General features: G+C 37.5%; 25 protein-coding genes. 20 read left to right on the top strand and 5 right to left on the bottom strand.

Annotated elements, in window-relative coordinates:
- Positions 1–20: 20 nt before the first annotated feature.
- The gene (locus AB3I42_RS08350; protein ID WP_131773373.1) at positions 21–437 is read left to right on the top strand and encodes a hypothetical protein; all 417 of its coding nucleotides are present in this window, start codon (positions 21–23) and stop codon (positions 435–437) included.
- Between the two features lie 111 nt (positions 438–548).
- Here AB3I42_RS08350 and AB3I42_RS08345 read toward each other — a convergent pair whose 3' ends face one another.
- The gene (locus AB3I42_RS08345; protein WP_010737111.1) at positions 549–1922 is read right to left on the bottom strand and encodes an amino acid permease; all 1374 of its coding nucleotides are present in this window, start codon (positions 1920–1922) and stop codon (positions 549–551) included.
- A 245-nt stretch (positions 1923–2167) separates the two neighbouring features.
- Between AB3I42_RS08345 and AB3I42_RS08340 the strand changes: the two genes are divergently transcribed.
- From AB3I42_RS08340 to AB3I42_RS08315, 6 genes are all read left to right on the top strand, one after another.
- Complete coding sequence (locus tag AB3I42_RS08340; protein WP_010737112.1) at positions 2168–2914, top strand: metal ABC transporter ATP-binding protein; 747 nt, start codon at positions 2168–2170, stop codon at positions 2912–2914.
- Complete coding sequence (locus AB3I42_RS08335; RefSeq protein ID WP_131773374.1) at positions 2911–3762, top strand: metal ABC transporter permease; 852 nt, start codon at positions 2911–2913, stop codon at positions 3760–3762. The genes AB3I42_RS08340 and AB3I42_RS08335 overlap by 4 nt, the downstream gene beginning before the upstream one ends.
- A gap of 47 nt (positions 3763–3809) precedes the next feature.
- Complete coding sequence (locus AB3I42_RS08330) at positions 3810–4760, top strand: zinc ABC transporter substrate-binding protein (RefSeq protein WP_368022429.1); 951 nt, start codon at positions 3810–3812, stop codon at positions 4758–4760.
- A gap of 304 nt (positions 4761–5064) precedes the next feature.
- The gene (locus tag AB3I42_RS08325; RefSeq protein WP_010720849.1) at positions 5065–5811 is read left to right on the top strand and encodes a hypothetical protein; all 747 of its coding nucleotides are present in this window, start codon (positions 5065–5067) and stop codon (positions 5809–5811) included.
- 24 nt (positions 5812–5835) lie between these two features.
- Positions 5836–7008 carry a tRNA epoxyqueuosine(34) reductase QueG gene (queG, locus tag AB3I42_RS08320; RefSeq protein WP_010720848.1) on the top strand — a complete coding sequence of 391 codons (1173 nt, stop codon included), beginning with the start codon at positions 5836–5838 and terminating at the stop codon, positions 7006–7008.
- 703 nt (positions 7009–7711) lie between these two features.
- Positions 7712–8311 (top strand): LysM peptidoglycan-binding domain-containing protein, encoded by a 600-nt coding sequence (locus AB3I42_RS08315; protein ID WP_010737115.1) that lies wholly within the window; start codon positions 7712–7714, stop codon positions 8309–8311.
- A gap of 134 nt (positions 8312–8445) precedes the next feature.
- On the opposite strand, the gene AB3I42_RS08310 is transcribed toward AB3I42_RS08315, so the two are convergent.
- The gene (locus tag AB3I42_RS08310) at positions 8446–9552 is read right to left on the bottom strand and encodes an FAD-binding oxidoreductase (protein ID WP_010737116.1); all 1107 of its coding nucleotides are present in this window, start codon (positions 9550–9552) and stop codon (positions 8446–8448) included.
- Between the two features lie 78 nt (positions 9553–9630).
- The gene (locus tag AB3I42_RS08305; RefSeq protein WP_368022428.1) at positions 9631–11004 is read right to left on the bottom strand and encodes an MFS transporter; all 1374 of its coding nucleotides are present in this window, start codon (positions 11002–11004) and stop codon (positions 9631–9633) included.
- A gap of 213 nt (positions 11005–11217) precedes the next feature.
- Between AB3I42_RS08305 and AB3I42_RS08300 the strand changes: the two genes are divergently transcribed.
- The 5 genes from AB3I42_RS08300 to AB3I42_RS08280 all read left to right on the top strand — a co-directional run bounded on the left by AB3I42_RS08300 (position 11218) and on the right by AB3I42_RS08280 (position 14702).
- Entirely contained in the window at positions 11218–11856 is a 639-nt protein-coding gene (locus tag AB3I42_RS08300) for a GyrI-like domain-containing protein (RefSeq protein ID WP_010737118.1), read from the top strand.
- 72 nt (positions 11857–11928) lie between these two features.
- A complete protein-coding gene (locus AB3I42_RS08295; protein ID WP_010737119.1) occupies positions 11929–12384 on the top strand; it encodes an arginine repressor in 456 nt (151 codons plus the stop codon).
- Between the two features lie 18 nt (positions 12385–12402).
- Positions 12403–13938, top strand: a complete 1536-nt coding sequence (locus AB3I42_RS08290) for a phosphoglucomutase (protein ID WP_010737120.1) — start codon at positions 12403–12405, stop codon at positions 13936–13938.
- A 2-nt stretch (positions 13939–13940) separates the two neighbouring features.
- Entirely contained in the window at positions 13941–14147 is a 207-nt protein-coding gene (locus tag AB3I42_RS08285; RefSeq protein WP_010720841.1) for a hypothetical protein, read from the top strand.
- A gap of 153 nt (positions 14148–14300) precedes the next feature.
- A complete protein-coding gene (locus AB3I42_RS08280; RefSeq protein ID WP_010720840.1) occupies positions 14301–14702 on the top strand; it encodes an organic hydroperoxide resistance protein in 402 nt (133 codons plus the stop codon).
- Between the two features lie 281 nt (positions 14703–14983).
- Here AB3I42_RS08280 and AB3I42_RS08275 read toward each other — a convergent pair whose 3' ends face one another.
- Positions 14984–15814, bottom strand: a complete 831-nt coding sequence (locus AB3I42_RS08275) for a manganese catalase family protein (protein ID WP_010720838.1) — start codon at positions 15812–15814, stop codon at positions 14984–14986.
- 227 nt (positions 15815–16041) lie between these two features.
- Between AB3I42_RS08275 and AB3I42_RS08270 the strand changes: the two genes are divergently transcribed.
- The 8 genes from AB3I42_RS08270 to AB3I42_RS08235 all read left to right on the top strand — a co-directional run bounded on the left by AB3I42_RS08270 (position 16042) and on the right by AB3I42_RS08235 (position 24050).
- Entirely contained in the window at positions 16042–17367 is a 1326-nt protein-coding gene (locus AB3I42_RS08270; RefSeq protein ID WP_034867748.1) for an ABC transporter substrate-binding protein, read from the top strand.
- Positions 17368–17407: 40 nt separating this feature from the next.
- Positions 17408–18319 carry a carbohydrate ABC transporter permease gene (locus AB3I42_RS08265; RefSeq protein ID WP_010737122.1) on the top strand — a complete coding sequence of 304 codons (912 nt, stop codon included), beginning with the start codon at positions 17408–17410 and terminating at the stop codon, positions 18317–18319.
- Positions 18316–19170 carry a carbohydrate ABC transporter permease gene (locus AB3I42_RS08260; protein WP_368022427.1) on the top strand — a complete coding sequence of 285 codons (855 nt, stop codon included), beginning with the start codon at positions 18316–18318 and terminating at the stop codon, positions 19168–19170. Before AB3I42_RS08265 ends, AB3I42_RS08260 begins: the two co-directional genes overlap by 4 nt.
- On the top strand, positions 19171–19785 hold the full coding sequence (locus AB3I42_RS08255) for a DUF624 domain-containing protein (RefSeq protein ID WP_010737124.1): 615 nt from the start codon (positions 19171–19173) through the stop codon (positions 19783–19785).
- Between the two features lie 176 nt (positions 19786–19961).
- Positions 19962–20636, top strand: a complete 675-nt coding sequence (locus AB3I42_RS08250) for a response regulator transcription factor (protein ID WP_010720833.1) — start codon at positions 19962–19964, stop codon at positions 20634–20636.
- Between the two features lie 17 nt (positions 20637–20653).
- On the top strand, positions 20654–21679 hold the full coding sequence (locus AB3I42_RS08245) for a HAMP domain-containing sensor histidine kinase (protein ID WP_010720832.1): 1026 nt from the start codon (positions 20654–20656) through the stop codon (positions 21677–21679).
- 88 nt (positions 21680–21767) lie between these two features.
- The gene (locus AB3I42_RS08240) at positions 21768–22634 is read left to right on the top strand and encodes a GRP family sugar transporter (protein ID WP_010720831.1); all 867 of its coding nucleotides are present in this window, start codon (positions 21768–21770) and stop codon (positions 22632–22634) included.
- Between the two features lie 36 nt (positions 22635–22670).
- Positions 22671–24050: an APC family permease gene (locus AB3I42_RS08235; protein ID WP_081123373.1), complete on the top strand. Its 1380-nt coding sequence runs from the start codon at positions 22671–22673 to the stop codon at positions 24048–24050.
- A gap of 221 nt (positions 24051–24271) precedes the next feature.
- Here the strand turns inward: AB3I42_RS08235 and AB3I42_RS08230 are convergent, their stop codons facing one another.
- Positions 24272–25459 (bottom strand): toxic anion resistance protein, encoded by a 1188-nt coding sequence (locus AB3I42_RS08230; RefSeq protein WP_368022426.1) that lies wholly within the window; start codon positions 25457–25459, stop codon positions 24272–24274.
- Positions 25460–25484: the final 25 nt, after the last annotated feature.

The following is a 25484-nucleotide window of genomic DNA, read 5'->3' as shown; positions in this document are numbered from 1 at the left end:
AAAAATGGGAGGCAATTAGGATGAAGAGTTTTGGATTAGGAATTCCACTTATTTTTATATTTTGTTTAGTTGGATTAGCTGTTCCAGTTGCAGCAGAACAAAATACAACGACAGATCATTTATTTATATACCTAGATGAAACGGAAAGTGAAATTGCAACAGATGTATATGTAGTTGAGAACAATGATAATATTGTAGAAATTACTAAATCTAATCATTTAGTGAGAGTTAGTCCAATCTTTTCAGCCCAAGTTTGGATGAAAGTAGGATCGACTTGGGGTAGGAAACCTGCACAAAGTAAATATTGGTATGTTGAATATGTAAGTGGTCGAAAGTATCAAGGGTATGTTTATTGGACAGGAGACAAAAGAGTAGCAAATTGGGGACCACCACCACAAATGGAATTTAAATTCCAAGGAACTTTAGATTTAGTATAGAAAAATTTCTATTTGTTTCAAACAATAAAAAACGCTATTTGTGCATTTAACTAAAAAAGAGTAAAAAAGCAGGGTCCCACTTGATGGGAAGCCCTGCTTTTTTGATGAAGATTAGCGACTTTTCAGTCTTCGTTCACGTAGAAAATAATGAATCGTCATGTAGCACAAAAACACGAGACCAATAATCAATGGAATTCTTGTTTCTTGATTGATAAACATAAAAATCAAGACAATGGCTAAAAATAATAAAGTAAGATAATTGGTATAAGGTGATAATGGCATTTTAAATGGATGATCTCTCATTTCTTCTGGGTGTTGTTTTTTAAATTGGATCTCACTAAGTAAGATAACCACCCAAGGAACCATCCCCGGTAAAATACTGGAACTATAGACAAAAACGAAAATATTTTCTGCATGATTCACAAACAAAGGTAACAGGTAATTTAAAACTAGGCCAATCAATATCCCGCTAGAAATCGCTACGACTGGATAAAAAGGTACGCCATGACGGGTTAGTTTTAAAAATTTCCTCGACATTTTTCCATTGATTGCTAAGGTGTAGATCATTCGACTGGCACTGAAAATACCCGAATTACACCCAGATAAGGCAGCCGTCAAGACGACGAAATTGATCAATCCGGCAGCAAATGTGATCCCGATTTTAGAAAATGTTTGAACAAATGGGGAACCTATTGTGCCTAATTGATTCCATGGATAGATACTAACGATAATAAAAATAGCACCAATGTAAAAAATCAAGATTCGTCCAATAGTTGATTGAACAGCTTCAACGATCGTTTTTTTCGGATTTGCAGCTTCTCCAGCGGCCATTCCGATCAGCTCGATTCCTTGATAAGATGCAACAACAATGGATAGCGCAAAAAAGAAACCTTTTACTCCGCCGGTAAAGAAACCGCCGTTTTTCCAAAGATTAGAGATCCCGACTGCTTGGCCTTGATTTCCTAAGCCAAATAAGATGACACCTAGCCCTACCAGAATCATCAAAACGATCGTGCCGACTTTAATCATTGAAAACCAAAATTCTAGTTCACCAAAAGCTTTAACAGAAGCTAAGTTGGCAAGCATCAAAAAGAGGATGACGACAATCCCAGGAATGATTGTTGGCAGATGAGGCCACCAATAATTCATATATTCACCGACTGCAATGACTTCACTGATCCCGACAACAATAAACTGAAAGATGTTACTCCAAGCAGTTAAATAACCAGCGACAGGATGAAGATAATTACTAGCATAATTCGCAAAAGAACCCGTTGAAGGATCGACATAAAGCATTTCGCCAAGTGCTCGCATGATCAAATAAAGAAAGAGACCTGCGACAGCATAGGCAACCATTACTGAGGGACCTGTCCAACGAATGGTTGAGGAAGCACCCATAAACAATCCTACGCCGATCGTTCCTCCTAGTGCAATCATCTGAATGTGACGGGCACTAAGGCTTCGAGTTAATTTTTCTTCTTCCATACTAAAACTCCTTTCATTTTTGAGTAAAACAAGCAAATACGAATAAATGATAGACATTAATAGCAAATAAATGATCAATAAAGACAATTTGCTTTTAAAACTCTTGATGTGATTTTACAGAAAGTTCTCATAAATTGCGAGCCTTTCTTGTAAAAAAAATCATGCGGGATACTTGAAAATGCTTTCGTCTTTAGTTAAACTATAGTTAAATAAAAAGTTAGGTAAACCTAAAAGGAGTGGAGAATGTGTCAGAAGCGATCATTAATATCCAGCAATTAACCGTTGCTTATCAAGGAAAGTTAGCGTTAAACGAAGTTGATGTAATGATCCAACCCAAAAAAATCACTGGGATCATCGGTCCAAATGGTGCGGGAAAATCAACTTTTATGAAAGCTATACTGGCTTTGATTCCCAAAGTATCTGGAGAAATTTCTTTTGGCGGTTCATTGCTAAAAGAAGCACGTAAAAAAATCGCTTATGTTGAACAACGAAATGAATTGGATCTCTCTTTTCCAATTGATGTGTTAGGTGTGGTCTTATTGGGGACTTATCCATCATTAAGGTTGGGACAACGTCCGGGAAAAAAAGAAAAAGAACGAGCACAGCAAGCATTAGAAAAAGTCGGTATGGCTTCGTATGGGAAGCGACAAATAAGCGAATTGTCGGGTGGACAGTTACAACGTGTTTTTATTGCCCGCGCATTGGCGCAACAAGCAGAATGGATTTTTCTTGATGAGCCATTTGTAGGGATTGATGCCGTAAGTGAGAAAAAAATTTTTTCAATATTGAAAGAATTAAAAGCAGCAGGTAAAACGATCATCATTGTTCATCACGACTTGCACAAAGTAACAGAATATTTTGATGAAGTGATTTTATTGAATCAGCAATTGATCGCTGCCGGACCTGTTGCAACGACATTTACTTCAGAAAATCTGAAGATTGCTTATGGTGAAGTGATCGGGCAATTAGTGAAAGGAGCAAAAGAAAAATGATCCAATCGTTTATTGAAGGAATGATGAACTACCAGTTTTTACAATATGCATTGTTCACATCAATGCTCGTTGGTTTGGCTTCCGGGGTGATCGGATCTTTTATCATCTTACGAGGGATGTCGTTGATGGGAGATGCTATTTCACATGCGGTCTTACCAGGAGTAGCGATTTCCTACATGTTTGGCTTTAGTTATATTTTAGGTGCCACGGTCTTCGGCATGTTGACGGCAGGACTCATTGGTTTTGTTACCCAACGAAGTCGATTAAAGAATGATACAGCAATCGGTATCGTCTTTAGTTCATTCTTTGCATTAGGAGTCATTTTGATTTCTTTTGCCCAAAGTGCTACGGATCTGTACCATATATTATTTGGAAATGTGTTAGCGGTGAGAGAAAGCGACCTGCAGATGACGGCGATCGTTAGCGGTATTGTGTTATTGTTTGTGTTCATTTTCTATAAAGAACTCAAAATTACTTCTTTTGATCCGATGATGGCTAAAGCTTATGGGCTAAATATTACCTTGATCCACTATTTGCTCATGTTTTTCCTGACGTTAGTCGCAGTGGTTAGTTTACAGACAGTAGGGACGATCTTAGTGATTGCGATGTTGATCACACCAGCTGCTACAGCTTATCTATTAACGAATAGTTTAGTGAAAATGATTGCTATCTCATCAACAGTTGGTGTATTAAGTGCAATCTTGGGGGTATTTTTTAGTTATAGCTTTAACTGGCCTTCCGGTGCAACCATAGTTTTAGCTTGCGCGCTATTCTTTCTGTTGGCATTTTGCTTTTCACCTTCTAAGGGAATCTTTTTTGCTCATAAACGGGTCATAAAAAGCGAGTAAAAAGAATGATCATGTAAAAAAAATCATTTGAAAAAAGGAGTAATGAGATGAAAACCAATAACTATTGGATTTTTTGGGTAATGTTCGCAAGTTTCTTTTTGTTAGTGGGCTGTGGCAGTCAAGAAAAGCAGGAAGCTAATAAAGAAACGACTAAAGAAACATTGAATGTTGTAGCAACCAACTCTATCTTAGCGGATATGGCAAAAGAAGTAGGAAAGGAACATGTAGCTGTTCATAGTATCGTGCCTGTAGGAACAGATCCTCATGAATATGAAGTGTTACCAGAAGATATCAAAAAAGCGAGTGATGCCGATGTGATTTTATATAATGGGCTAAATCTAGAAACTGGTAATGGCTGGTTTACGAATTTAATGGAAACCACACATAAAAAAGAAGAGAAAGATTATTTTGCAGTGAGTAAAAAAGTAACACCCATTTATTTATCAGGTGGGAGTTCCAAGAGTAAAGCTGACCCTCATGCCTGGTTAGATTTATCGAATGGGATGAAGTATGTAGAAGAAATTACCCGTATTTTTTCAGAAAAAGATGCTGAAAATAAAGCAGTCTATGAAGAAAACGCAAAAAAATATATTGAAAAGTTGAGCGAATTGGATGAAAAAGCTAAAACAAACTTTCAAACAATTCCTGAAGATAAAAGATTATTAGTAACGAGTGAAGGAGCTTTCAAATATTTTTCCAAAGCTTATGGAATCCCAGCAAGTTATATTTGGGAAATCAATACAGAAAGTCAGGGAACACCTGAACAAATGAAACAAATCATCAATCAAGTAAGAGACTCTGCAGTACCCGCTTTGTTTGTCGAAACAAGTGTTGATCCTAGAAGCATGGAACGTGTAGCGAAAGAAACGGGAGTAGCTATCTATGATCGATTATATACAGACTCTATCGATAAGGAAGGCAAACCAGGAGATTCTTATTATAAGATGATGGACTGGAATATCCGAACGATCCATGATGGGTTGACTCAAGAAAAATAAATGGTACAAAATAACTTTCATTCAAAAAAACTAGAAAAGAATGCGTGCTAAATAGCCAGCCGAAGAGATCAAAATCAGTTCGTTAGATTTTGGTTTCTTCGGCTTATTTATGCTAAAAATCAAGATTCAAAAAACAAGAAGCAGGAGGATTCATTTACCCTGATTTATATGGAAAGGAGATCAAGCGAAGGCTCACTTATTTTGCAAGTAAAAAAATAAAAAAAACGTCTGCTTTTTGTTAGTTTCGGATACCTTTTTTTGTTGTTTTCCGTTATAGTTAAAGATAAGAAAGGAAGGTAAAGCTATGAATTTTACGCGTAAAGATAAACAACTAATCAAAGAAGAAATCCTTAAAGTGATCGAACAACAGGATAGCTCTGATAAAGATCAAGACCTTCAATTTCTTGAAACAGAAATGGCTAAATTATTCATAGCAAGTCCAAGTGAATCGGATGTAGAAGAACGTTATCCGGGGAAATGGCTTTTTGATGAATTTCAGCCATTAGATGAACAGACTGGAATTGGTTATTTTGTCTCGATTTCTTCTGTTGGATTTATTCCAGGAGTATTAGTGAAACAAAATAATGAAATCAATATCAAGGCATGGCCAGCATTATTTTCCACAATGGGGACAGAAGGGGTCATTGAAAAAATTCAATCGGCTTATTATAAAAGTTCGTTTATTGCAAATAGTAAACTAATGAATACATTCTATAATCGTTTGGTTTTGATTGCCCGCCCAGGAGATATTCCACAAACATTTACCTACTCGCAGCAAAAGAATCTCTACGAAGAAACATTATATTCCAGAGATTTATCCACTTTTTCCGCAGTAGAACAGGTTCGATTGCATGAATTGTTGCATACTAAGCCAGTATCGCTCAACTTTTTTCAAGCGCTAGATAACCAAAGAAAATGGTTGTCTCTCAACTATTGGGAAATCTTTGCTACTAGAAAAAGATGGATGGAAGAACGAAAGATCGCAGATCAACAGATCCAATTTGTCCAGCTAAAAAGAGATCGGCTTTATTACGGAATTTATAGTCGCTAGCAATTATTTGAATAGGTGGAAAAGATGACAAAAACCTTAAAAGAAGAAATCATTGAAGAAAGCAAACGTTTAGGTATTGATAAAATCGGATTTACGACGGCAGAACCCTTTGATTATTTAAAAGAGTCTTTAGAAGAACAAAAAGCCGCTGGACATACTTCGGGATTTGAACATCCAGTAATTGAAGAACGTTTATATTTAGAAAAAACTTTTGATCGCCCACAATCGATTATCGCTATTGCTTTAGCTTATCCAACCAAGATCCATGAAGAGGTCCCAAAAGATGAAAAAAGAGGACAATTTGCACGGGCATCTTGGGGAATCGATTACCATGATATTTTACGTGACCGTCTCAATCAATTGATTACTTTTATCCAAAGCAGAGCAAGTGTCTGGCAACAAGAAGAAGCTTGGCGGTTTGCCCCACAAGTGGATACTGGAGAATTAGTAGATGTGGCTGTTGCACAAAGAGCAGGACTAGGATTTATTGGTCGAAATGGGTTGCTGATCACAGAAGAATACGGTTCATTCGTGTATCTTGGAGAAATTGTCACCAATATCGTATTTGAACCTGATGAACCAGGTGTTTTTGGCTGTGGTGATTGTACTCGTTGTGTGACAGCTTGTCCGACAAAAGCTTTGTTAGGCGATGGCAGGATGAATGCACAAAGATGTTTATCTTATCAGACCCAAACCAAAGGGCTAATGCCAAATGAGTATCGGAAAAAAATGCGAAATGTCATTTACGGGTGCGATATCTGTCAGTTAGTCTGTCCTTATAATCAAGGGAAAGATTTCCATTTCCATGAAGAAATGGAACCAAAAGTAGAAGAAGTCTATCCGAAATTAAAACCAATGCTTTCTTTATCAAATAAAGAGTTTAAACAACAGTTTGGGCATTTAGCTGGTTCATGGCGAGGGAAAAAACCATTGCAAAGAAATGCTTTGATTGCTTTAGCAAACCTTGGGGATACTTCGGCTTTACCTGAGATCGAAAGTTGCTTAAGTGATGTTCGACCGGTTATTCGAGCAACCGCTGCTTGGTCGATTGGGCGTTTAGGTAGAAAAGAACCAGAAAAATGGTTGGAAACTTTAGAGCAAATGAAACAACGCGAAGAAGACCAAGAAGTGATCACAGAAATTATAGAAGCGCAAGAAATGTTAGCCAAGAAAACGAAGCGAAAAAAGAGGACATGAAAGAAGCGGTCAGCTCCGAGCGAATAAGAGAAAATTTTATGTACAAGATTCCTTTCACTTCTATAATAAGAAAAAAATAGAGTATTATGCTAAAACAAGCGTAGTACGACAAAGAGACTAGGACAGTTAGTTTGTTCTAGTCTTTTTATTGATTAAAGTAAAATAATGGATCATAACTAAATAATAAAAAGAATCTGTATTAGAAAATTTCAATACTTAGAGTAGTATAATCCACTGAATGTTCGACTTGTTTATAATTGAAGCAGTTCAAAAAATAGAATACTATCGGTTTTTTAGCAAAAAATCTAGAAATACCAGAAATTTCAAAAGTATTAAAAAACTTATCCTAAAATTTTTTAGTAAAGGTTGTAATAATTACTCAATTTTTTGTCGTTTTGACACATAATTACTAAAAAAAAGGATAAATTAAATAAAAAAATCAAAAAAGTTAAAAAAAAATACTAGAAATATTACAAAATATAAGATTTTCTAAACTTTATAAGAAAATGTTAAAAAACGGTTTCTTTCTTATGATATAAGGGTTCTAGGACTTTAGTCGTACTTTTTTGTCCAGAGTTATGTTACAAATGTTAAAAATTAGGATATTTTGTCATTAAATGTCATATTTCTTTTACCTATGAAATATTTCTAGATGATAAAGTTAATGACGTTGATAAATACATGGAAAAAAAAGGAGATAAACATGAATTCAATTAAGAAGATCGTTTTAGGAACAACTTTTGCTGCTGGTGCAACTGCAATGTTTGTAGGAACAACTGCTCATGCTGACGAAGTCTATACAATTAAATCAGGTGATTCACTATCAAAAATCTCACAAAAATTTGTTGGAGATAACTCATTGATCGATGCAATCGCTGAAAAAAATGGTATCAAAGACATCAACCGCATCTACGTTGGCGAAGAATTAACGATCCCGACTTCAAGTGATGCTTCAGCAAAAACAGTCGAAGCACCAAAAACAACTGAAACAGTAACGGAAGAACATACATATGTTGCTCCAGTTAAAACAGTTGAAGTAACACCTGCTGCTCCAGCTGCTCAAACAGCAACAGCTCCAAGCAATTCAAGTTCTGCAAAAGAATGGATTGCGAATAAAGAATCAGGCGGTTCTTACACAGCAACTAACGGCCGTTACATCGGACGTTACCAATTAGATGCATCATACTTAAATGGTGACTATTCTGCTGCAAACCAAGAACGCGTAGCTGATCAATATGTATCATCACGTTATGGCTCATGGGATGCTGCTCAAGCATTCTGGTTAGCAAACGGCTGGTACTAAGTCGATTATTGAATACTAGTAAAAAGACAAAACCAAGAAATCGTGTCATTCGATTTCTTGGTTTTTTTGCTGTTTAGGGATGAGACGGTAATGACGAAAAATAAATGAATGAAATAGTTATCTCTTTGTTCATCTTAGGTTTTCTTGATGTAGTTATGGAGATCTTTTTGATAGTCCGTTCCATGCCACTTACCAGTGTTTATAAATTCAGCTAAGAGATAACCGATATAAGGACCAGTCGTTAAACCAGAAGAACCGAGTCCACTTGCGACGATCAGATTTGGTTCATCGAATAAAGGACCAAAAAACGGAGCAAAATCAGACGTATATGCCCTCGTTCCTACTTGTAACTGATAAGGCTGTGAAAGTAATTTTTCTGGTTGTACAAAAAAAGCTTTTGTCTGTTCAGCCAACTGTAAAAATGCTTCATTAGTAGGAGTCAGATCCCATCCTTGCTCATTTTCATGTGTAGCGCCCAATAAGATTTTTCCGTCATTGAAGGGAATGAGGTCTGCTTCTCCATCTAGCATGGCAACAGGCCATTTTTGGCTTTGGAACTGATGAGTAGTAAAAGCGATCAACTGCCCTTTTTGAGGACGAAGATCGACCTGATAGCCTAATGGTTCCAATAAAGGCTTCAAGGAAGGACCAGGAGTCAAAATGACCCGGTCAAACGGTTCTTCACCAAATTCTCCGAGGATCAGCCAATCATCACTCCTTTTTTGTAGGCGAATCTTATCGTTTATTACTGTTACACCAGCCCTTTTCAAGCGTGCCGTTAAATAATGAAGGTAAGCTTTTCCGTCTAAACGGCCACCACCAGTGATGAATAAAGAGGGGGTCGGTTTTAATAAAGGAAGTAAATCAGCTGTTTGATCCGCTTTTAATAAATGGATTTCTCCGATCTCAGGTGCCTCTTTTTTTCGTTCTTCTGCAAGATCAAGTAATTCTGCTAATTGTTCTTTTTGTCGAAGCAAGAGTGTACCGGAACGAGCATAAATGGTCGGATCAAGTGCGAAATCTTGCACTAATTTTGGGAAAAATGCCGCACCGTCTTTGGCTAAACGATACCATGTTTTATTTCTTCTTTTGGATAACCATGGAGAAATGATTCCCGCACTTGCTTTGGTTGCCTGACCGATTCCATGGTCAAATAAGGTGATGCTGTATTTTGTGGTATCTACATAATTGGCTAATGTCATACCGATGATTCCACCACCGATAATGGCGATTTTTTCCATGTTTGATTCCTCCTTTACTTACAAATTGTATTTTTGCACAAAAAAACGGCAGTTGCAAACGACTGCCGTTTCAATCAATCATGAATGTTTTGTAGTTAAACTATAACGAATAAATAAGATAAAGCTGATAACTAATAGAAGAAGTAATACACCTAAAGCAACTTGTGAACCGAATGTCGTGGCGACTTTATAGCTCAAATCAGCATGCGCTTGAATAAGGTTGATAATGATTGCCACTAATGAAGTAGCAACGGCACCAGAAAATTGTTGTAAGGTATTAAAAACAGCATTGCCATCACTTTGATAGTCATCCGTTAAAGCATTCATCCCAGTGGTCATCATATTGCTATAAGACAAACCAATCCCTATCATATAGATCACGTGGCAAGTAATCAACAATAGCAATGAAACATGTCCTAGAAGAAAGACTAGTGCGGACCAACCAACAAGAGCAAGGAGTAATCCGGCAAAAATCGGTTTTTTGGGACCGTGTTGATCAAGCAGTTTTCCAGAAAACGGCGATAATACAGCGCCAATCGTAGCTCCTGGCAACATGGCGATTCCAGCGATGAAAGGACTGTTTCCTTGAACAATCTGAACAAAATTTGGTAAGACAAAAGAAACGCCTAGCAATAAGAACTGGTAGATTAAAAAGCTAAATAAGAACAAGCGAAATGTTTTATTAGAAAAAATGGTTAGTTGTATCAATGGATAATCGGCTTTTTTTGTTCGTTGGTAAAAAAGGATCCCACCAATAATCGCTATTAGTAACGCAAACCAACTAAGCGGTTGTCCTAGCATACTCAAAAACGTTAAGCTACCGCTAAATAATAAACACAAACTAAATACACTCAACACATCCAAACGTCCACTTTTTTGAACGGGCATTGAAGGAATAGCAACCAAGCCGATGCCAAGAGAAAGAATCAAAATAGGAATCAAGAAAAGAAAGATATGATTCCAAGTGAAATTTGAAGTTAAGATTCCCCCATATGTTGGCCCGATAGCCGGAGCAATTGCTGTGGTCAGTGTTCCCAACCCCATCATCGCGCCGCGGCGGTTCATAGGCGCAAAGGTCAAAATAATATGGAACATTAGTGGTAAAGCAATCCCGGTAGCTGCCCCTTGTAAAAGCCGACCAAGTAATAAAATGAAGAAAGTCGGAGAAAAGAAGTCAACAATGATTCCTGCTAAAAAAAGCAGGTTTGAAAGTAAAAAGAGACTTCTAAGGCTGAAATTTCGTGTTAAATAAGTTGATAATGGTACGATGATCGAGATCATCAGCAGGTAAATCGTTGTCACCCATTGAACTTGTGCAGTCGTTAATTGAAACTGGTTGATCAACGTTGGAAATGTGACGTTCATTGCTGTTTCGATCAACACTCCCGCAAAAGACATCATGCCGGTTGCGATGACTGCAGGTACTAAGAGTAATTGTTTTTGTTTTGTCATGTCCTCACCTCAAAAAATTTCGTAAAAAAAGAGAGTGATTTCTATTATAAAAATAGAAACCGCCTCTCTCTCGACACGTAATATACGTGTTATCTGTACGATTTATTTCCATCGCTTATTCTAGCATAGAGGTAAAAAAAGTGTCAACCAGGTTAGCCAAGTCTTTTGAAAAGAGTTATGATAGTAGAGAATAAATCATCGCAGGAGGAAAAAATGGCTACGATTGATTGGAAAAAAACGGAACCAGGTTATAGTAGTAAAAAAAAGCCACAGATCTTAACGTTATCCCCACAGAATTTTTTTAGCATAAAAGGAGTAGGGGATCCAAATGAAGACGATTTTCAGCGACGAGTGGCAGCTTTATATGCTGTTAGTTATGCGATCCGAATGGCCCCAAAGAAAAATTGGCAGATTCCTAACTATCTTCCCTACACTGTTTATCCATTAGAAGGACATTGGGGATTACAAGAAGCTTATTTGCAAGAAAAAGTAATGAAGAAGAGTCATTTTGCTTATCAGATTATGATCAAACAACCTGGATTTGTGACGAAAGAAGTTGCACATGAGGCTCTACTACGTGTAGCGGACAAAATTCCCAATGATTTGTTCGACCAAGTAGTATTTAGTAGCATGGATGAAGGATTAGTCGCTCAGATGCTTCACGTGGGACCATATGAGGATGAGCCACAAACCTTTGAAAAATTAACAACGTTTATCGAAGAGCAGGGGTATCAACGGATAGCTAAAGAACATAAAGAAATTTATTTAGGGGATCCGCGCAGAGCCAACCCAGAAAAACTGAGAACGATTTTGCGTGTCAAGATTGCGCCAAAAAATCAACTAAAAAAATAAAAGTAAAAAATACCAAAAAAGGCAGAAAAACGATTATTTTTTTGCTATAATCAAAGACAAGAGGTGTCCGCTATGAAAAAAATCCAACGACAAGCATTGATTCGTCAAATCATCACAGAAAAACCAATCAGCACACAAGAAGAACTATTGCTTTGTCTTCAAGACGCAGGGGTGACAGCCACTCAAGCAACTATTTCTCGTGATATCCGTGAGCTGAAGTTAGTGAAGTCTACGGATGAAAATAAGCAAGTTCGTTACAATCTGTTCAGTCAGCCTGCTGAAACGTTACATGAAGAACGACTACAAGCAGCTGTTAAAAGAGAAGTTTTGAAAATACAAGTTGTTCAATTTATGATCGTGGTGCTAACAGAAAAAGATGGGGCGGATGTCGTAACCAATTGGTTAGATGAAGTCGCTTATCCAGAAGTTGTTGCAACGATTGCTGGAGTGGATACATTCATTGTGATTTGCCGTTCGGAAGAAGAAGCACAAGATTTTGCAGAAAAATTAGAAAGAATGAGGGAATAAAAGAAGGGAGAATGATTTATGTCTTTGTTGAAAGCGCTACAAAACGGATCTGATATTCGAGGGATTGCCATGACGACGGAAACACATTCAGCTAATTTGACACCAGCTGAAATCCAAAAAATAAGTTGTGGCTTGGTTAATTGGTTAAAAAGGGATCATCCACGCAAATATCAAGAAGGTAAATTAACGGTAGGAGTGGGGCGGGATAGTCGAATCAGTGGTCCAACGTTAGAAAAAGCGCTGATTGACGGATTAATCGAACAAGGCATAAATGTTCTTGATTTTGAGTTAGCTACGACACCGGCGATGTTTATGGCTACTCAGTTTTCTCAATTCCAGTGTGATGCAAGTGTGATGCTAACAGCTAGTCATTTGCCGTTTTACTTTAACGGCATGAAGTTTTTTACAGCTAATGGCGGCGCAGAAAAAGAAGATATCGCATTTATTTTATCAGAAACAACACCAAATAAAACCAATCATAAGGGGACAGTCCAAAAAGCCGATCTGTTAACACCTTATGCAGAAGACTTAGTTCAAAAAATCAAAAATGGTATTAGAAAGAAAGGAATGTCTGACACAAAACCGTTAGCTGGCTGGCGGATCATCGTAGATGCAGGAAATGGCTCCGGTGGTTTTTTTGCTGAAAAAGTACTACAACGATTAGGGGCAGATACGACAGGTTCGCAATTTTTAGACCCCGATGGTCATTTTCCGAACCATATCCCGAATCCAGATAATGCTGAAGCCATGGCAAGTATCAAGCAAGCTGTTTTGGAAAATCAAGCCGATTTAGGAGTGATCTTTGATACGGATGTTGACCGTTCGGCAGTAGTCAGTGCAAGTGGTCAAGTGATCAATCGTAACAATTTGATCGCCTTATTAAGTACGATCGTGTTAAAAGAATACCCTGGAGCGACGATCGTAACTAATTCACCAACGTCTAATCACCTAGAAACGTTTATTGAAGAAAAAGGTGGCAGACAAGATCGTTACATTTCAGGTTATCGTAATGTCATCAATCGTGCAATTGCATGCAATAAAGAAGGGATCGATGTTCCGTTAGCGATTGAAACAAGTGGACATGCAGCATTCAAGGAAAATTATTTTTTAGATGATGGTGCCTATGTCATTGCAAAAATTTTGATGCTTTTGCCAGAACTGAAACAAACAGAACAAACGTTGGAAGAGATTATCCACGACTTAAAACAGCCACAAGAAGTACAAGAAATTAGGTTAAGGCTTAGTGGAGAGGATCCGAAAAAACAAGGGGCAACAATTATTCAAGGGCTAGCGAACGAATTGAACGAAGAGGGACTGGTATTTCATCCGGAAAATGAAGAAGGAATTCGTTACGATCTAAAAGAACCATATGGGAATGGCTGGTTTTTATTACGAGCAAGTTTGCATGAGCCATTACTGGTGCTCCAGATCGAAAATGATGAAGTTGGAAAAAATCAACACGTTTTACAGCTACTTGCGGAACATTTAAAGAAATACTCAAATGTTGAACCACTGATAGTGGATACTAAGGAAGCGAAGGGAAATGAAAAGTAAAAATGGTTGCGAACATAGTAATTTTTTTGACTGTATTAGTTTATGGTGTTAATTTTTTAGTTTTTCTTTATCTTAGAATCAATCATATCAAAAATTGTGTAGAGAAATTAGCTATTTATTTGGGAACAAACATGACTTTATTATTTACGAGTGGTATTTTTCTCTTTTTTGGAAAAATCATTGAAGATGGCATCCTTGTTTTTGAATAAGTAACTTTCATGAGAAAATAAACTAAAATTCTCATGTTAATCAAGAAGTCCTCAATCGTTGCAGTATGAATCTAGGAGCAGAATTTTTGAACAAATTGCTAGATATGCTTACACTGGTAATAGACGAAGTGTCATATCGAAAGGAGCAGTACAATGAAAAAATTATACGAAACAGCGATGATTAATCATGGCGGACGAGAAGGCGAAGTAGCAGCACCAAATGGTTCGATGCAAATGAAGATCACTCCTCCAGGCATCCATGCTGAAGGAACAAATCCGGAACAACTATTTGCTGCGGGCTATGCCTCATGTTTCAATGGTGCACTGCAACATATGATCAAAGAAGCTAATTTGTCCGTAGACTCCACAGTTAAAGCACGGGTTTCACTTTACACACTTGATGAGGGTGGTTATAAAATCGGTGTGGTCTTAGAAGTACATGTTGACGATGTGAGCGAGGAACAAGCCAAGCAATTAGCGGAAGATGCCCATGATTACTGCCCTTATTCAAAAGCGACAAGAGGAAATATTGATGTTGAGGTAGTGACAGTTTAAACGATTTTTCTATCTGAGGAAGAAGTAAGTACCTTTAGATAAGTACTTTTTTATAAAAAACAGGACCGGTAGAATTTTCTATCGGTCCTAAAAATGATGGTGACGAGTCTCAAACTATTCTTGGCTTATAAATGCCAATAGAAGCTAAAAAATGATCGACCAGCAAGCATTTCTACTGTCTTTAGTAGGACAGCAATGGCTTGCAGGTCGATCATTCTTATTTTTATTCTGTTGAGTGGTAAGGACCCAAAGGATGTTGGACATAACCACTTTTGCATGTTTTATTTTTTACTTGGAGGTGTTCCATACATTTTTGGTGTAACCCGTTGTAATTTTGGTTTATCACCTTCAATTTTTGGTTCTGCTAACCATTGGTATTCGCCTTCACCATCTAAGGCTTCGCCACTTGCCCAAGAGCCTTTACTACTTTCATCACCTTCTGAGAAATTATAAAAGTCATAGGCGATATCTTTTCGTTCGTTTTCACGATTGAACGTACTTGGTACAAGAATGGAGCCTTCATTTTCTTCCAATTCTTTCACGGCACTTGCCCATAAGTTTTGATGATAACTATCTCTTGCAAGCAAGACTGCCAGTAAATCTTTGACGCCACGGTCATCGATCATTTCATAGATACGAGCAACTTGTAACCGTCCTTGAGATTCAGCATTTAGATTGGCACGGAAATCAGCTAACAAGTTTCCACTTGCAACGATATAACCTCCACTCCAAGGGTTGCCAACACTATCAGCAGGGCGTGGTCCTAAGCCAGCGACAATTGCATGCTGAGGATTCATACCAGAGATGATTGCACCGATCGTAGGATCTTTTTTCATTGCTTCTTCTTGGTCTTCAACTGGCGCATCTTCTAATAATCGTGCGACCATCGTTGCTAACATTTCGACATGTCCAAGTTCTTCTGTTGCGATATCCATTAACATGTCTTTATATTTTTCTTCTCCTCGGCAGCTCCAACCTTGAAACAAGTATTGCATTGCCACACTCATTTCTCCGTATTGTCCACCGATAAGCTCTTGTAAATATTTTGCGATTAACGGATTCGGACGATCTGGTTTTGCTTCAAACTGTAATTCCTTTTGGTGTCTGAACATCAAAAATTCCTCCTAATCTTTTATTAATACATTTACATTCTGCACTTTAAAATGAGAAAATACAAAGGAAATACTTAGAAAAAATATAGTGGTAGATTTAATCTGATATATGAGTAGGCACGCCTAATAAATTGTTATTTTCTGATTAAAATGATATCGTTATATTAAAATGTTATCGGTTGCAAATAACAAAAGATAACCTTTTTATTAAAAAACGGAGGGATAAAATGAAAAAGTTGTTAGTTACTGGGGTGCTGGCAAGTACAGCATTATTTTTGTTGGGAGGTTGTGGTTCAAGTAGTGCAAAGTCAAACGCAGCTAGTTCATCTGAAAAAACAAGTGACGGGAAGAAAACTATTGATTTCTGGTCATTTTGGGGATCAGGAGCACGTAAAGAAGTGATCGAAGAGATCATTGACGAGTACAATCAATCACAAGATAAGATCCAAGTAAATTATAAATACCAACCGTGGGGGGATATTTGGACCAAATCATTGTCAGCGATTACAGCGGGGAATGCACCAGACGTGATTGTTCAAGATATCAATTCAGTTGCTCAAAGAGCTGAAGCGCAACAGGCCACAAACTTATCTAAATATGTAGATGAAGAGACCTCAAAAGATTTTTATCCACAATTATGGGATACAGTGGAGTACAAAGGTGATCCCTATGCGATTCCGTTCAACACAGATACTCAAGTTATTTTTTATAATAAAAAATTATTTAAAGAAGCAGGAATCGCTGAAAAAGATTTACCAACTACATGGGATGAATTAGAAAAAAACGCCCATCAATTGGATAAAAAAGATAAAAAAGAATTCACACGAATTGGATTTTATCCTTTATGGAATTTAGGGGCAGATGTCTGGGCATTAAATGCAGATAATGGGACAAGCTGGTTTGATCAAGACGACAAAATCAAAATCGATACGAAGAATAAAGTTGAAGCATTAGAGTGGATCCAAGATTGGCAAGACTATTATGGGAAAGATACGATCAATAAATTAGAGGCAGAATTTGGCTCAGGTGTTTCTGATCCATTCATCTCAGGTTTAGTCGCAATGCGTGCCCAAAATATCAATTATTATTCGAGCTTGATGGAAAATGCTCCAGAAGATTTTGATTTTGGTGTCATTCCGCTTCCAGAAAAAGAAAAAGGTTCTGGTCATTGGTCATGGGGCGGCGGCTTTGTACTCGAAGTACCTTATGGGGCAAAAGATCCAGAAGCTTCTTATGACTTTATCAAGTACCTTTCTTCACCAGAAGTTCAAGAAAAATTTGGCGAAAAGAGTTTTGATATCATGGCAAGTAAAACAGCCAATGAGAACTTAGTGAAGAATGAACAGCTAAGTGACAAGGGACGAATGATCTATCAAATGGCTGATGAGAATTTCAAAAATACGGTCATTACACCTGTCCCATTAGCAGCACCAGATTATACGACACTAGTGAACGAACAAATCGATCAAATTCTCTTAGGAACAAAAACACCGAAAGAAGGTTTAGCTGATGCTCAAAAAGCGGTGGAGAATCTAGTAAAACAAAATAACTAATCAACTGTTGACTAATTGAAAGAAAAAAGGAGGCAAGAAAATGAAGCGTTTATCAATCCGAAAGAAAAAAGAGGCAAGATGGGCCTATTTATTTATCTCGCCTTTTATTATTGGCTTTGTCGTCTTTATGTTAGGGCCCATGCTTTTTTCTGTTATCGGAAGTTTCACTGATTATAATTTGACTTCTAAAATGAATTTCATTGGATTAGCTAATTTTAGACGGATGTTTCTACACGATGATCTTTTTTGGAAATCATTATACAATACAGTGTATTTCGTCCTATTCAATGTTCCTTTAACCACAATGTTTAGCGTATTTCTAGCAACGATTTTAAACCAAAAGATCAGAGGTATCAGTATTTTCCGAACGATGTTTTATTTACCTGCAGTCCTATCTGGTGTTGCTGTTTATATTTTATGGATGCAGCTGCTTTCACCTTCTGCCGGGTTGATCAATACGTTTCTAGGTTGGTTCAATATTTCTGGACCAGCCTGGTTGTTTGATCCTAACTGGACAAAGCCAGCTTTGATTTTAATGAAAATCTGGAGTTCTGGCGGAGCAATGTTGCTTTATTTAGCGACTTTGCAAAACGTTCCACGCTCTTTATACGAATCAGCAGCGATTGATGGTGCTGGCGTATGGGGGAAATTTAAAAATATCACGTTGCCATTGATCACACCGATTATCTTTTACGATGTGATTACTTCAACGATTGGTTCTTTTCAAATTTTTCAAGAGGCTTATGTGATGACTAAAAATGGAACAGGTGGACCAGCTAACTCTTTACTATTTTATAATCTTCACATGTGGAATAAAGCTTTTGTCGCATTCGACATGGGGTACGCAATGGCGATGTCAATGATCCTATTTTTGATCGTGTTAGTATTGACTTTTATTAATTTGAAACTGGCACCTAGATGGGTCTATTACTCTGGAGGTGATGGCAAATGATGGAATATTTCAAAATAACAAGTGTTAACCGCCAAACAAAAAAAATCGTTAGTTATCTCCTCATGACGGCTATCGGGCTCGTATTGATCACACCATTATTGTGGATGGTATTTACTTCTTTAAAACCAATGGAAGAGATCGTACGTTATCCTCCAACTTTTTTTCCAGAAAAAATTGTTTGGCAAAACTATCTGGATACAATTACTGCTTTCCCCTTCTGGCGTTATGCAAGGAATACTTTATTGATCACAGTCTTAGTGGTATTTGGCAATGTTCTCTCGAATTCCTTCATTGCTTATGGGTTTGCGAAATTAGATTTTCCAGGAAAAAAGCTAATGTTTGCTTTAGTCCTTTCTACGATGATGATTCCAGGTTTTGTGACCATGATCCCCCAATATGTTCTATTCTCAAAAATAGGCTGGGTAGGAACTTATTTACCATTGATCGTTCCATCATTCTTCGGCAATGCATTTAATATATTTTTGATGCGTCAATTTTATTTATCCATCAATGATGAATTAATTGAAGCGGCAGAAATCGATGGAGCAAATCATTTCTATATTTGGAGCCGTCTGATGCTGCCGCTGACTAAACCAGCGTTAATCACGATTGCGATCAATTCATTCAATGCGGCTTGGAACGATTTTTTAGGGCCGTTATTATACATCCAAGATCAAGAGAAGTATACTTTACAGATTGGGTTGCAAGTTTTCCGAAATCAGGCGACGACTCAATGGAATTATTTGATGGCAGGAGCCACACTTGTTTTGATCCCAACGATTTTGATGTTCTTCTTTGCGCAACGTTACTTTATTGAAGGAATGGATTTGACAGGAGGGTCAAAAGGCTAAATGAATAAAATTCATAGTGAAAAAATCAATCAGCATTTTTTGACAGTCATTGAATGGATTCCGTCATTGCTTATTTTGCAATTCTTATGGCTATTAACTAGCTTACCGCTGTTGACAATCGGCAGTGCTAGTCGTACGGTTATGTCTACCATTTATCACTACCACAAAAACGAAGAGAAAAAGATCCATACGTTGTTTTGGCAAGAACTTCGTCATAATTTTTTGACCTATCGTAAGCAAGACCTCATAGTCAGTTTCTATTTATTGCTTTTACTAATTGATAGTCGTATTTTTCTTTACTGGGGCGGAGCATGGGGATTGATATTGATGTATGCTTCGTTAAGTGTCCTTTTTTTAAGTATCGTGATGGTTAGCTACCGTATGTTGCTCCAACTAGAGAGAGCAAACGAAGTCCCTCTTTTTACTGCTTTTATTTTATTTTTTTATCAATGGAAAAACGCTCTCTTACATTTAGGGGGAACACTGCTACTACTGCTTTTTTTATTCTTCCTGGGACCTATTTATGTGGTTTTAGTCGGAGGAAGTTCCTTGCTTTATTTACAAACTTTTTTGTTTTTTGGACGGAAAGAAATAAAGAGCCCTTCAAAAGTTTAAGAATAGTCAAAATATTTGCGATGAAAGAATCAACTACGTGACTAAATATTGAGGAATAAACCCATCGTTTCAGATGTAAGGCGTATGGAGAGGGAAATAGTTGAAAATATGGTTACTTGTCACGTTCGGCCTTCTTTGTTATGGTTATAGCAAGAAAGAAGTAGGAGGACAACAAGATGGCAAAAATTATGGTTGTAGAAGATGAAGAAATCATCCGCCAACTCATCATGGAAGAACTGGAAAAGTGGCAGTTTGAAACGTTCGGTACCTCTGATTTTAATCAAGTATTTGCAGACTTTGAAAAAGAAGAACCTCAACTTGTTTTATTAGATATCAATCTTCCGGTCTTTGATGGCTACTACTGGTGTCAAAAAATTCGAGAAGTCTCCAAAGTGCCGATTATTTTCATCTCCAGTCGAAATACCAATATGGATATGATCATGGCGATGAATATGGGCGCAGATGATTTTGTCACCAAGCCTTTTCAAATTGATGTGCTGATTGCCAAAATCAATGCTTTATTGCGACGTTCATACAATTATGGGGAACTGTCGAGTGAAGTCATGAGTCATAATGGGATCACGTTGAATGTTGATAATGGGAGTATGGAAATCAACGGTGAAATCATCGATTTAAGTAAGAACGAATACCGATTATTATTTATCTTGATGAAGCAACATGGGAAAATCCTTAGCAGAGAAAAGTTATTGAGAGCATTATGGGATGATGAGCGGTTTGTTGATGACAATACATTGACAGTCAATATCAATCGTTTACGTCGGAAAATCGAACAAGCAGGGATCAAAGGATATATCGAAACAAAAGTCGGGCAGGGCTATATTGTTCCCTGAAAGGATGAAAATAAATAATGAATTTCTTTAAATACTTAAAGGATCAATGGTCGTTGCTCTTAGGCTGGCTCTTTTTTGTCTTGCTAACGATTTTTGTCATGTGGTTAGCACCTAATATTTTAGTCGACTGGACGATGGTTGGCTATCTGGCGCTTATTCAAGCCGTATTTTTGTTTTTTTATTTACTTGTCCGTTATTTAAGTAAACGTCATTGGTGGGAAAAACTTGCCGATCTCAAACAAATATCTCCGCTACAAAGTTATTTGAGTGGCGGTCATACAGAAGAAGAAAAATTAGTCGAAGATTATATCAATCAATTGATCCGTGAGCACCAAGAAGTCATGCAAGAGGCGATTAGTAACCAACAGGATCAAAAAGATTACATTGATTCGTGGGTCCATGAAATCAAGGTGCCTTTAGCAGCCTCTGAACTCTTGGTGCGTTCGATTGAATTTGATATTGATGATCAAAAATATACCCTACTAGAAAACGAACTAGCCAAAATCGATGAATATGTAGAACAAGTTCTTTATTATGCACGGTTGGATAGTTTTTCGAGAGATTATTTAATCCAAGAGTATGAATTAAAAAGCATCATTCAGCCAGTGATTCGCAGTCAGGCGAATTACTTTATTCAAAAAAATCTTCGGTATGAGATTATTGGGGAAGATCAAAGAGTTTTAACAGATGCCAAGTGGGTAGCTTTTATATTCAAACAAATTTTGAGCAATGCGATTAAATATACACCTGACCATCGAGAAATCATCATTTCGATCGAAAAGAACCAACAAGGGATCTCTTTAGCCATCAAAGACTCGGGCATCGGTATTCCTAAAGAAGACTTGTCGCGGATTTTTGACAAAGGATTCACAGGTTCTAATGGACGATTGAGTAAAACACATTCTACTGGTTTAGGGCTTTATTTGGCTAAATCCTTAGCTGAAAAACTTGGGATCCAACTACTTGCTGAATCAATTGTAGGAGAGGGAACAACGATGACCCTGTTTTTCCCAATCTTAAATTTCTATAATGAGAAACGTTAGAAAATAGTTAGAATCGAAAAAAACTTCTTGTGTTGTGAACGTTTTCGCTGATAAGTTTCATATCATGTGAAATAAAAGGAGATTAGTTATGGAAATTTTAATAGCATTAATCCCTATGGTAGCATGGGGAAGTATTGGTTTAGTAAGCGGGAAAATTGGTGGCGATGCCAATCAACAGACATTAGGGATGACGATTGGTGCATTTATCTTTTCATTAGTTGTCTTTTTCATCGTTAGCCCAACAATCACACCATGGATTTTCTTGATTGGATTCCTCTCTGGGTTAGCTTGGAGTGTTGGTCAAAACGGACAGTTCCATGGAATGAAATTTATGGGCGTTTCTGTTGGTTTGCCTTTATCGACTGGTTTTCAATTAATTTTGAATACGATTGCGGGAGCCGTTTTCTTTCATGAATGGACACAAACGAAAGATTATGTATACGGTATCCTAGCTTTAGCACTTCTTGTTAGCGGTGCCTATTTAACAGCACGCCAAGATGATGAAGGAAAAGTTGATACTGACAATAAAATGCTTGATTTTGGTAAAGGGTTTAGAGCATTGATCTATTCAACGATTGGTTATGGTGTTTATACGATCATTGTGAACTGGGCTAACTTGGATGCGATGTCAATCATCTTACCTCAAAGTATCGGAATGATCTTAGGTGCAAGTTTCTTTGCCTTTCGTAAAGTGAAAGTGGATCAATTTGTTTGGAAGAACATGATTTGTGGTTTGCTATGGGGAATTGGGAACGTGTGCATGCTCTTAACTGTTAAATCACTTGGTTTAGCTGTTGGATTTTCATTATCACAGATGGGGATTATCATCTCAACTTTAGGTGGTATTTTCATTTTGGGAGAAAAGAAAACGAAAAAAGAACTTGTTTACGTTATTGTCGGTTGCCTTTTAGTCATTTTAGGTGGTATCATTTTAGGGTATATGAAAACGGCTTAATGGCCGTTTTCCAACCTAAAATAGGGAGGTACTGCCATGGATTTGTTTCGTAAGAAAGAAATCAATCTCAACCACACAAGTGGGATGAAGAAAGATCTGAAAACGTCCGATTTAATTATGCTTGGAATTGGCGCAATTATCGGCACAGGAATATTTGTAGTGACAGGGGTTGCGGCCAATCAAAATGCGGGTCCAGCACTGTCACTTTCATTCGTTTTAGCTGCAATCGTTGTCATTTTATCGGGGTTAAGCTTTGCTGAGTTTGCCTCACGTGTGCCAGTCATTGGTGGCCCGTATGCGTATCTTTATGTTGTTTTTGGTGAATTTGCCGCCTGGTTAACAGGTTGGTTGTTGATTGGCGAATTTCTATTAGCAGTTTCGTCGGTTGCTTCCGGCTGGTCTGGTTATGTTCAAGGGTTCTTGGAAGGTTTTGGAGTCCATTTGCCACAAGCCTTGACCAGTGGTTATAATCCTGACAATGGCACCTATGTCGATTTGATCGCAGTGTTCGTTGTCATATTTGTGACATACATCGTTTCTTTAGAAGCCAAAAAAGCATTAAGATTGAATAATATCATGGTTTTTGTGAAATTCGGTATTATTGCATTATTTATCGTTGTAGGGATTTTCTTTGTAAAACCTGAAAACTGGCAACCATTTACACCATTTGGTTTTTCAGGCGTTTTAGATGGAGCAGCTCTAGTCTTCTTCGCTTTCTTGGGATTTGATTCAGTTGCAATGGCAGCCGAAGAAGTGAAAGAGCCACAAAAAGACGTTCCTCGAGGGATCATTGGTTCGATCTTGATTGCCACAGCTTTATACATCGTAGTTACCTTGATTTTAACGGGGATTGTTCCGTTTACTGAATTAGGGGTCAGTGACCCAGTTGCCTTTGCGATGCGTTACGTTGGTCATGGAACAATCGGAGCTGTGATTGCAGTCGGTGCCATTTTGACGCTCTTGACCGTAACGATTTCTATGATGTATTCGCTAGCTCGGTTATTGTTTGCTGTAAGTAAAGACGGTCTTTTACCTAAATTTATGACAGAGATCGATGAAAAGCATCGGACGCCTAGAAAGGCGACTTTTGTAGCTGGGGTAGCGGCTTTATTTTTCGCTGGTTTCTTCCCATTGAATATTCTCGCTGAACTAACAAACATCATGGCGTTGACCTATTTGATGTTAGTCAGCTTAGGATTACTTAAACTAAGAAAAATGTTTGGTAAACCAAAAGCCGGTGAATTTAAAGTGCCATTTGTACCGATATTACCGATTATATCTATCGGTACATGCTTGGTATTGATGCTTCGTTTACAACCAGTCACATGGATCGTCTTCGGTATCGTGACGGCGATTGGATTAGTGATTTACTTTGGTTATGGGTACCAACATAGTAAAATGAATCAACAAAATTGATGCTTCGTTCTATTCGATTAACCTAAGCTTAAAATAGTTAAAATATCTTTGATAAGACGAGTGTAAGACATCTTGAGTCCTTCGATGAATTGGTTAGCCAAATTCATTTTGAAGGATTTCGGGGTGTCTTTTCTATCCTTTTAAAGCATAAAAAAGATGTTGGCGAATTTCACCAACATCAAAAATCTAGAGCTTTTTTGATTGATCCATATAGATCATTCTTATTGTGTTAAATCGAGTAATTTTTGTTTCAAGTCGTCTTCCATATGACCAAGTTCGACTTCTGCATGACGACGTTTTTCTTTTCCTTCTTTTTGGATGCGTAATGTTTCTTGGATCGTTTCGATCAAATCATTTTGAGTTGTTTGTAAGGTTTCAATATCAACGATCCCACGTTCATTTTCTTTTGCTGTTTCAATAGCAGAGATTTTCAACATTTCTGAATTTTTCTTCAAAAGGTCATTAGTTGTCTCAGAAACTTGACGTTGGGCAGTTACCGCATCTTTTTGGCGAAGTAACGTCAAGGCGATCACTACTTGATTTTTCCATAGAGGGATCGCTGTTGCGATTGATGCTTGGATTTTTTCTGCTAACGCTTGGTTAGTATTTTGGATTAAACGGATCTGTGGTGCTTGCTGGATAGTGATCTGTCTTGCCAAACGTAAATCATGGGTTCGTTTGTCTAAACGATCTAGAAATTGAGCATAATCATTTGCAATTTGAATATCCATTTGATCGCCTGTTTCTTCGGCTTTTTTCATTGCTTTAGGAATGATCGTTGTTTGAAGTTCTTCCATCTTCAATTCGCCAGCTGCGATATAAATATTCAGTGCATCAAAATAATCTTTGTTTTTTTGATAGAGTTGTTCGAGCATCAAATTATCTTTTAAAAGCCCGTCTTTTTCTTTTTCTAGTTTAACAGAGATTTTATCGATTTGGGCACCGATCTTTTGATATTTTGCAGTCACTTCATAGATCGATTGTTTTACTTTGCCAAACATCCGTTGGAAAATATTGCCTTCGCCAGCTCGCAATTCATCAGGATTTGCTTCTTGCAGACGATACATCAATTCAGTCAATGAATCTCCGACAGGACCAATATCTTGTGCCTGTACATGATTTAACATGGATTGTGAAAATTCACTTAACTTCGTTTGAGCAGCAGAACCGTAGCTGATCACCGACTGTGCATCTGAAACATCGATTTTAGCTGCTAGCTCTTTGGCTTGCTCTTGTCGTTCAGCAGGTAGTTTATCAATCAAGCGTGCAGCGGTTTGTTGTTCTTGCAAAGCATTGATTTCTGACTGTTGTGTTTGGGTTAATTTATCTGTTGGGGTAGAGAACGGATTATTTAACAAATCATCTAACGTGTCATTTACAGGTGTTACCTCTTTAGGTTTATTATCCATTTAAAACTCCTCCTCGTGGTTCAAT

The sequence above is a fragment of the Enterococcus sp. C53 genome (assembly GCF_040887425.1).
Taxonomy (GTDB): Bacteria; Bacillota; Bacilli; order Lactobacillales; family Enterococcaceae; genus Enterococcus_B; species Enterococcus_B hirae.
The sequence above is the reverse complement of the archived record's forward strand: the minus strand, read 5'-3'. Positions and strand labels throughout refer to the sequence as shown.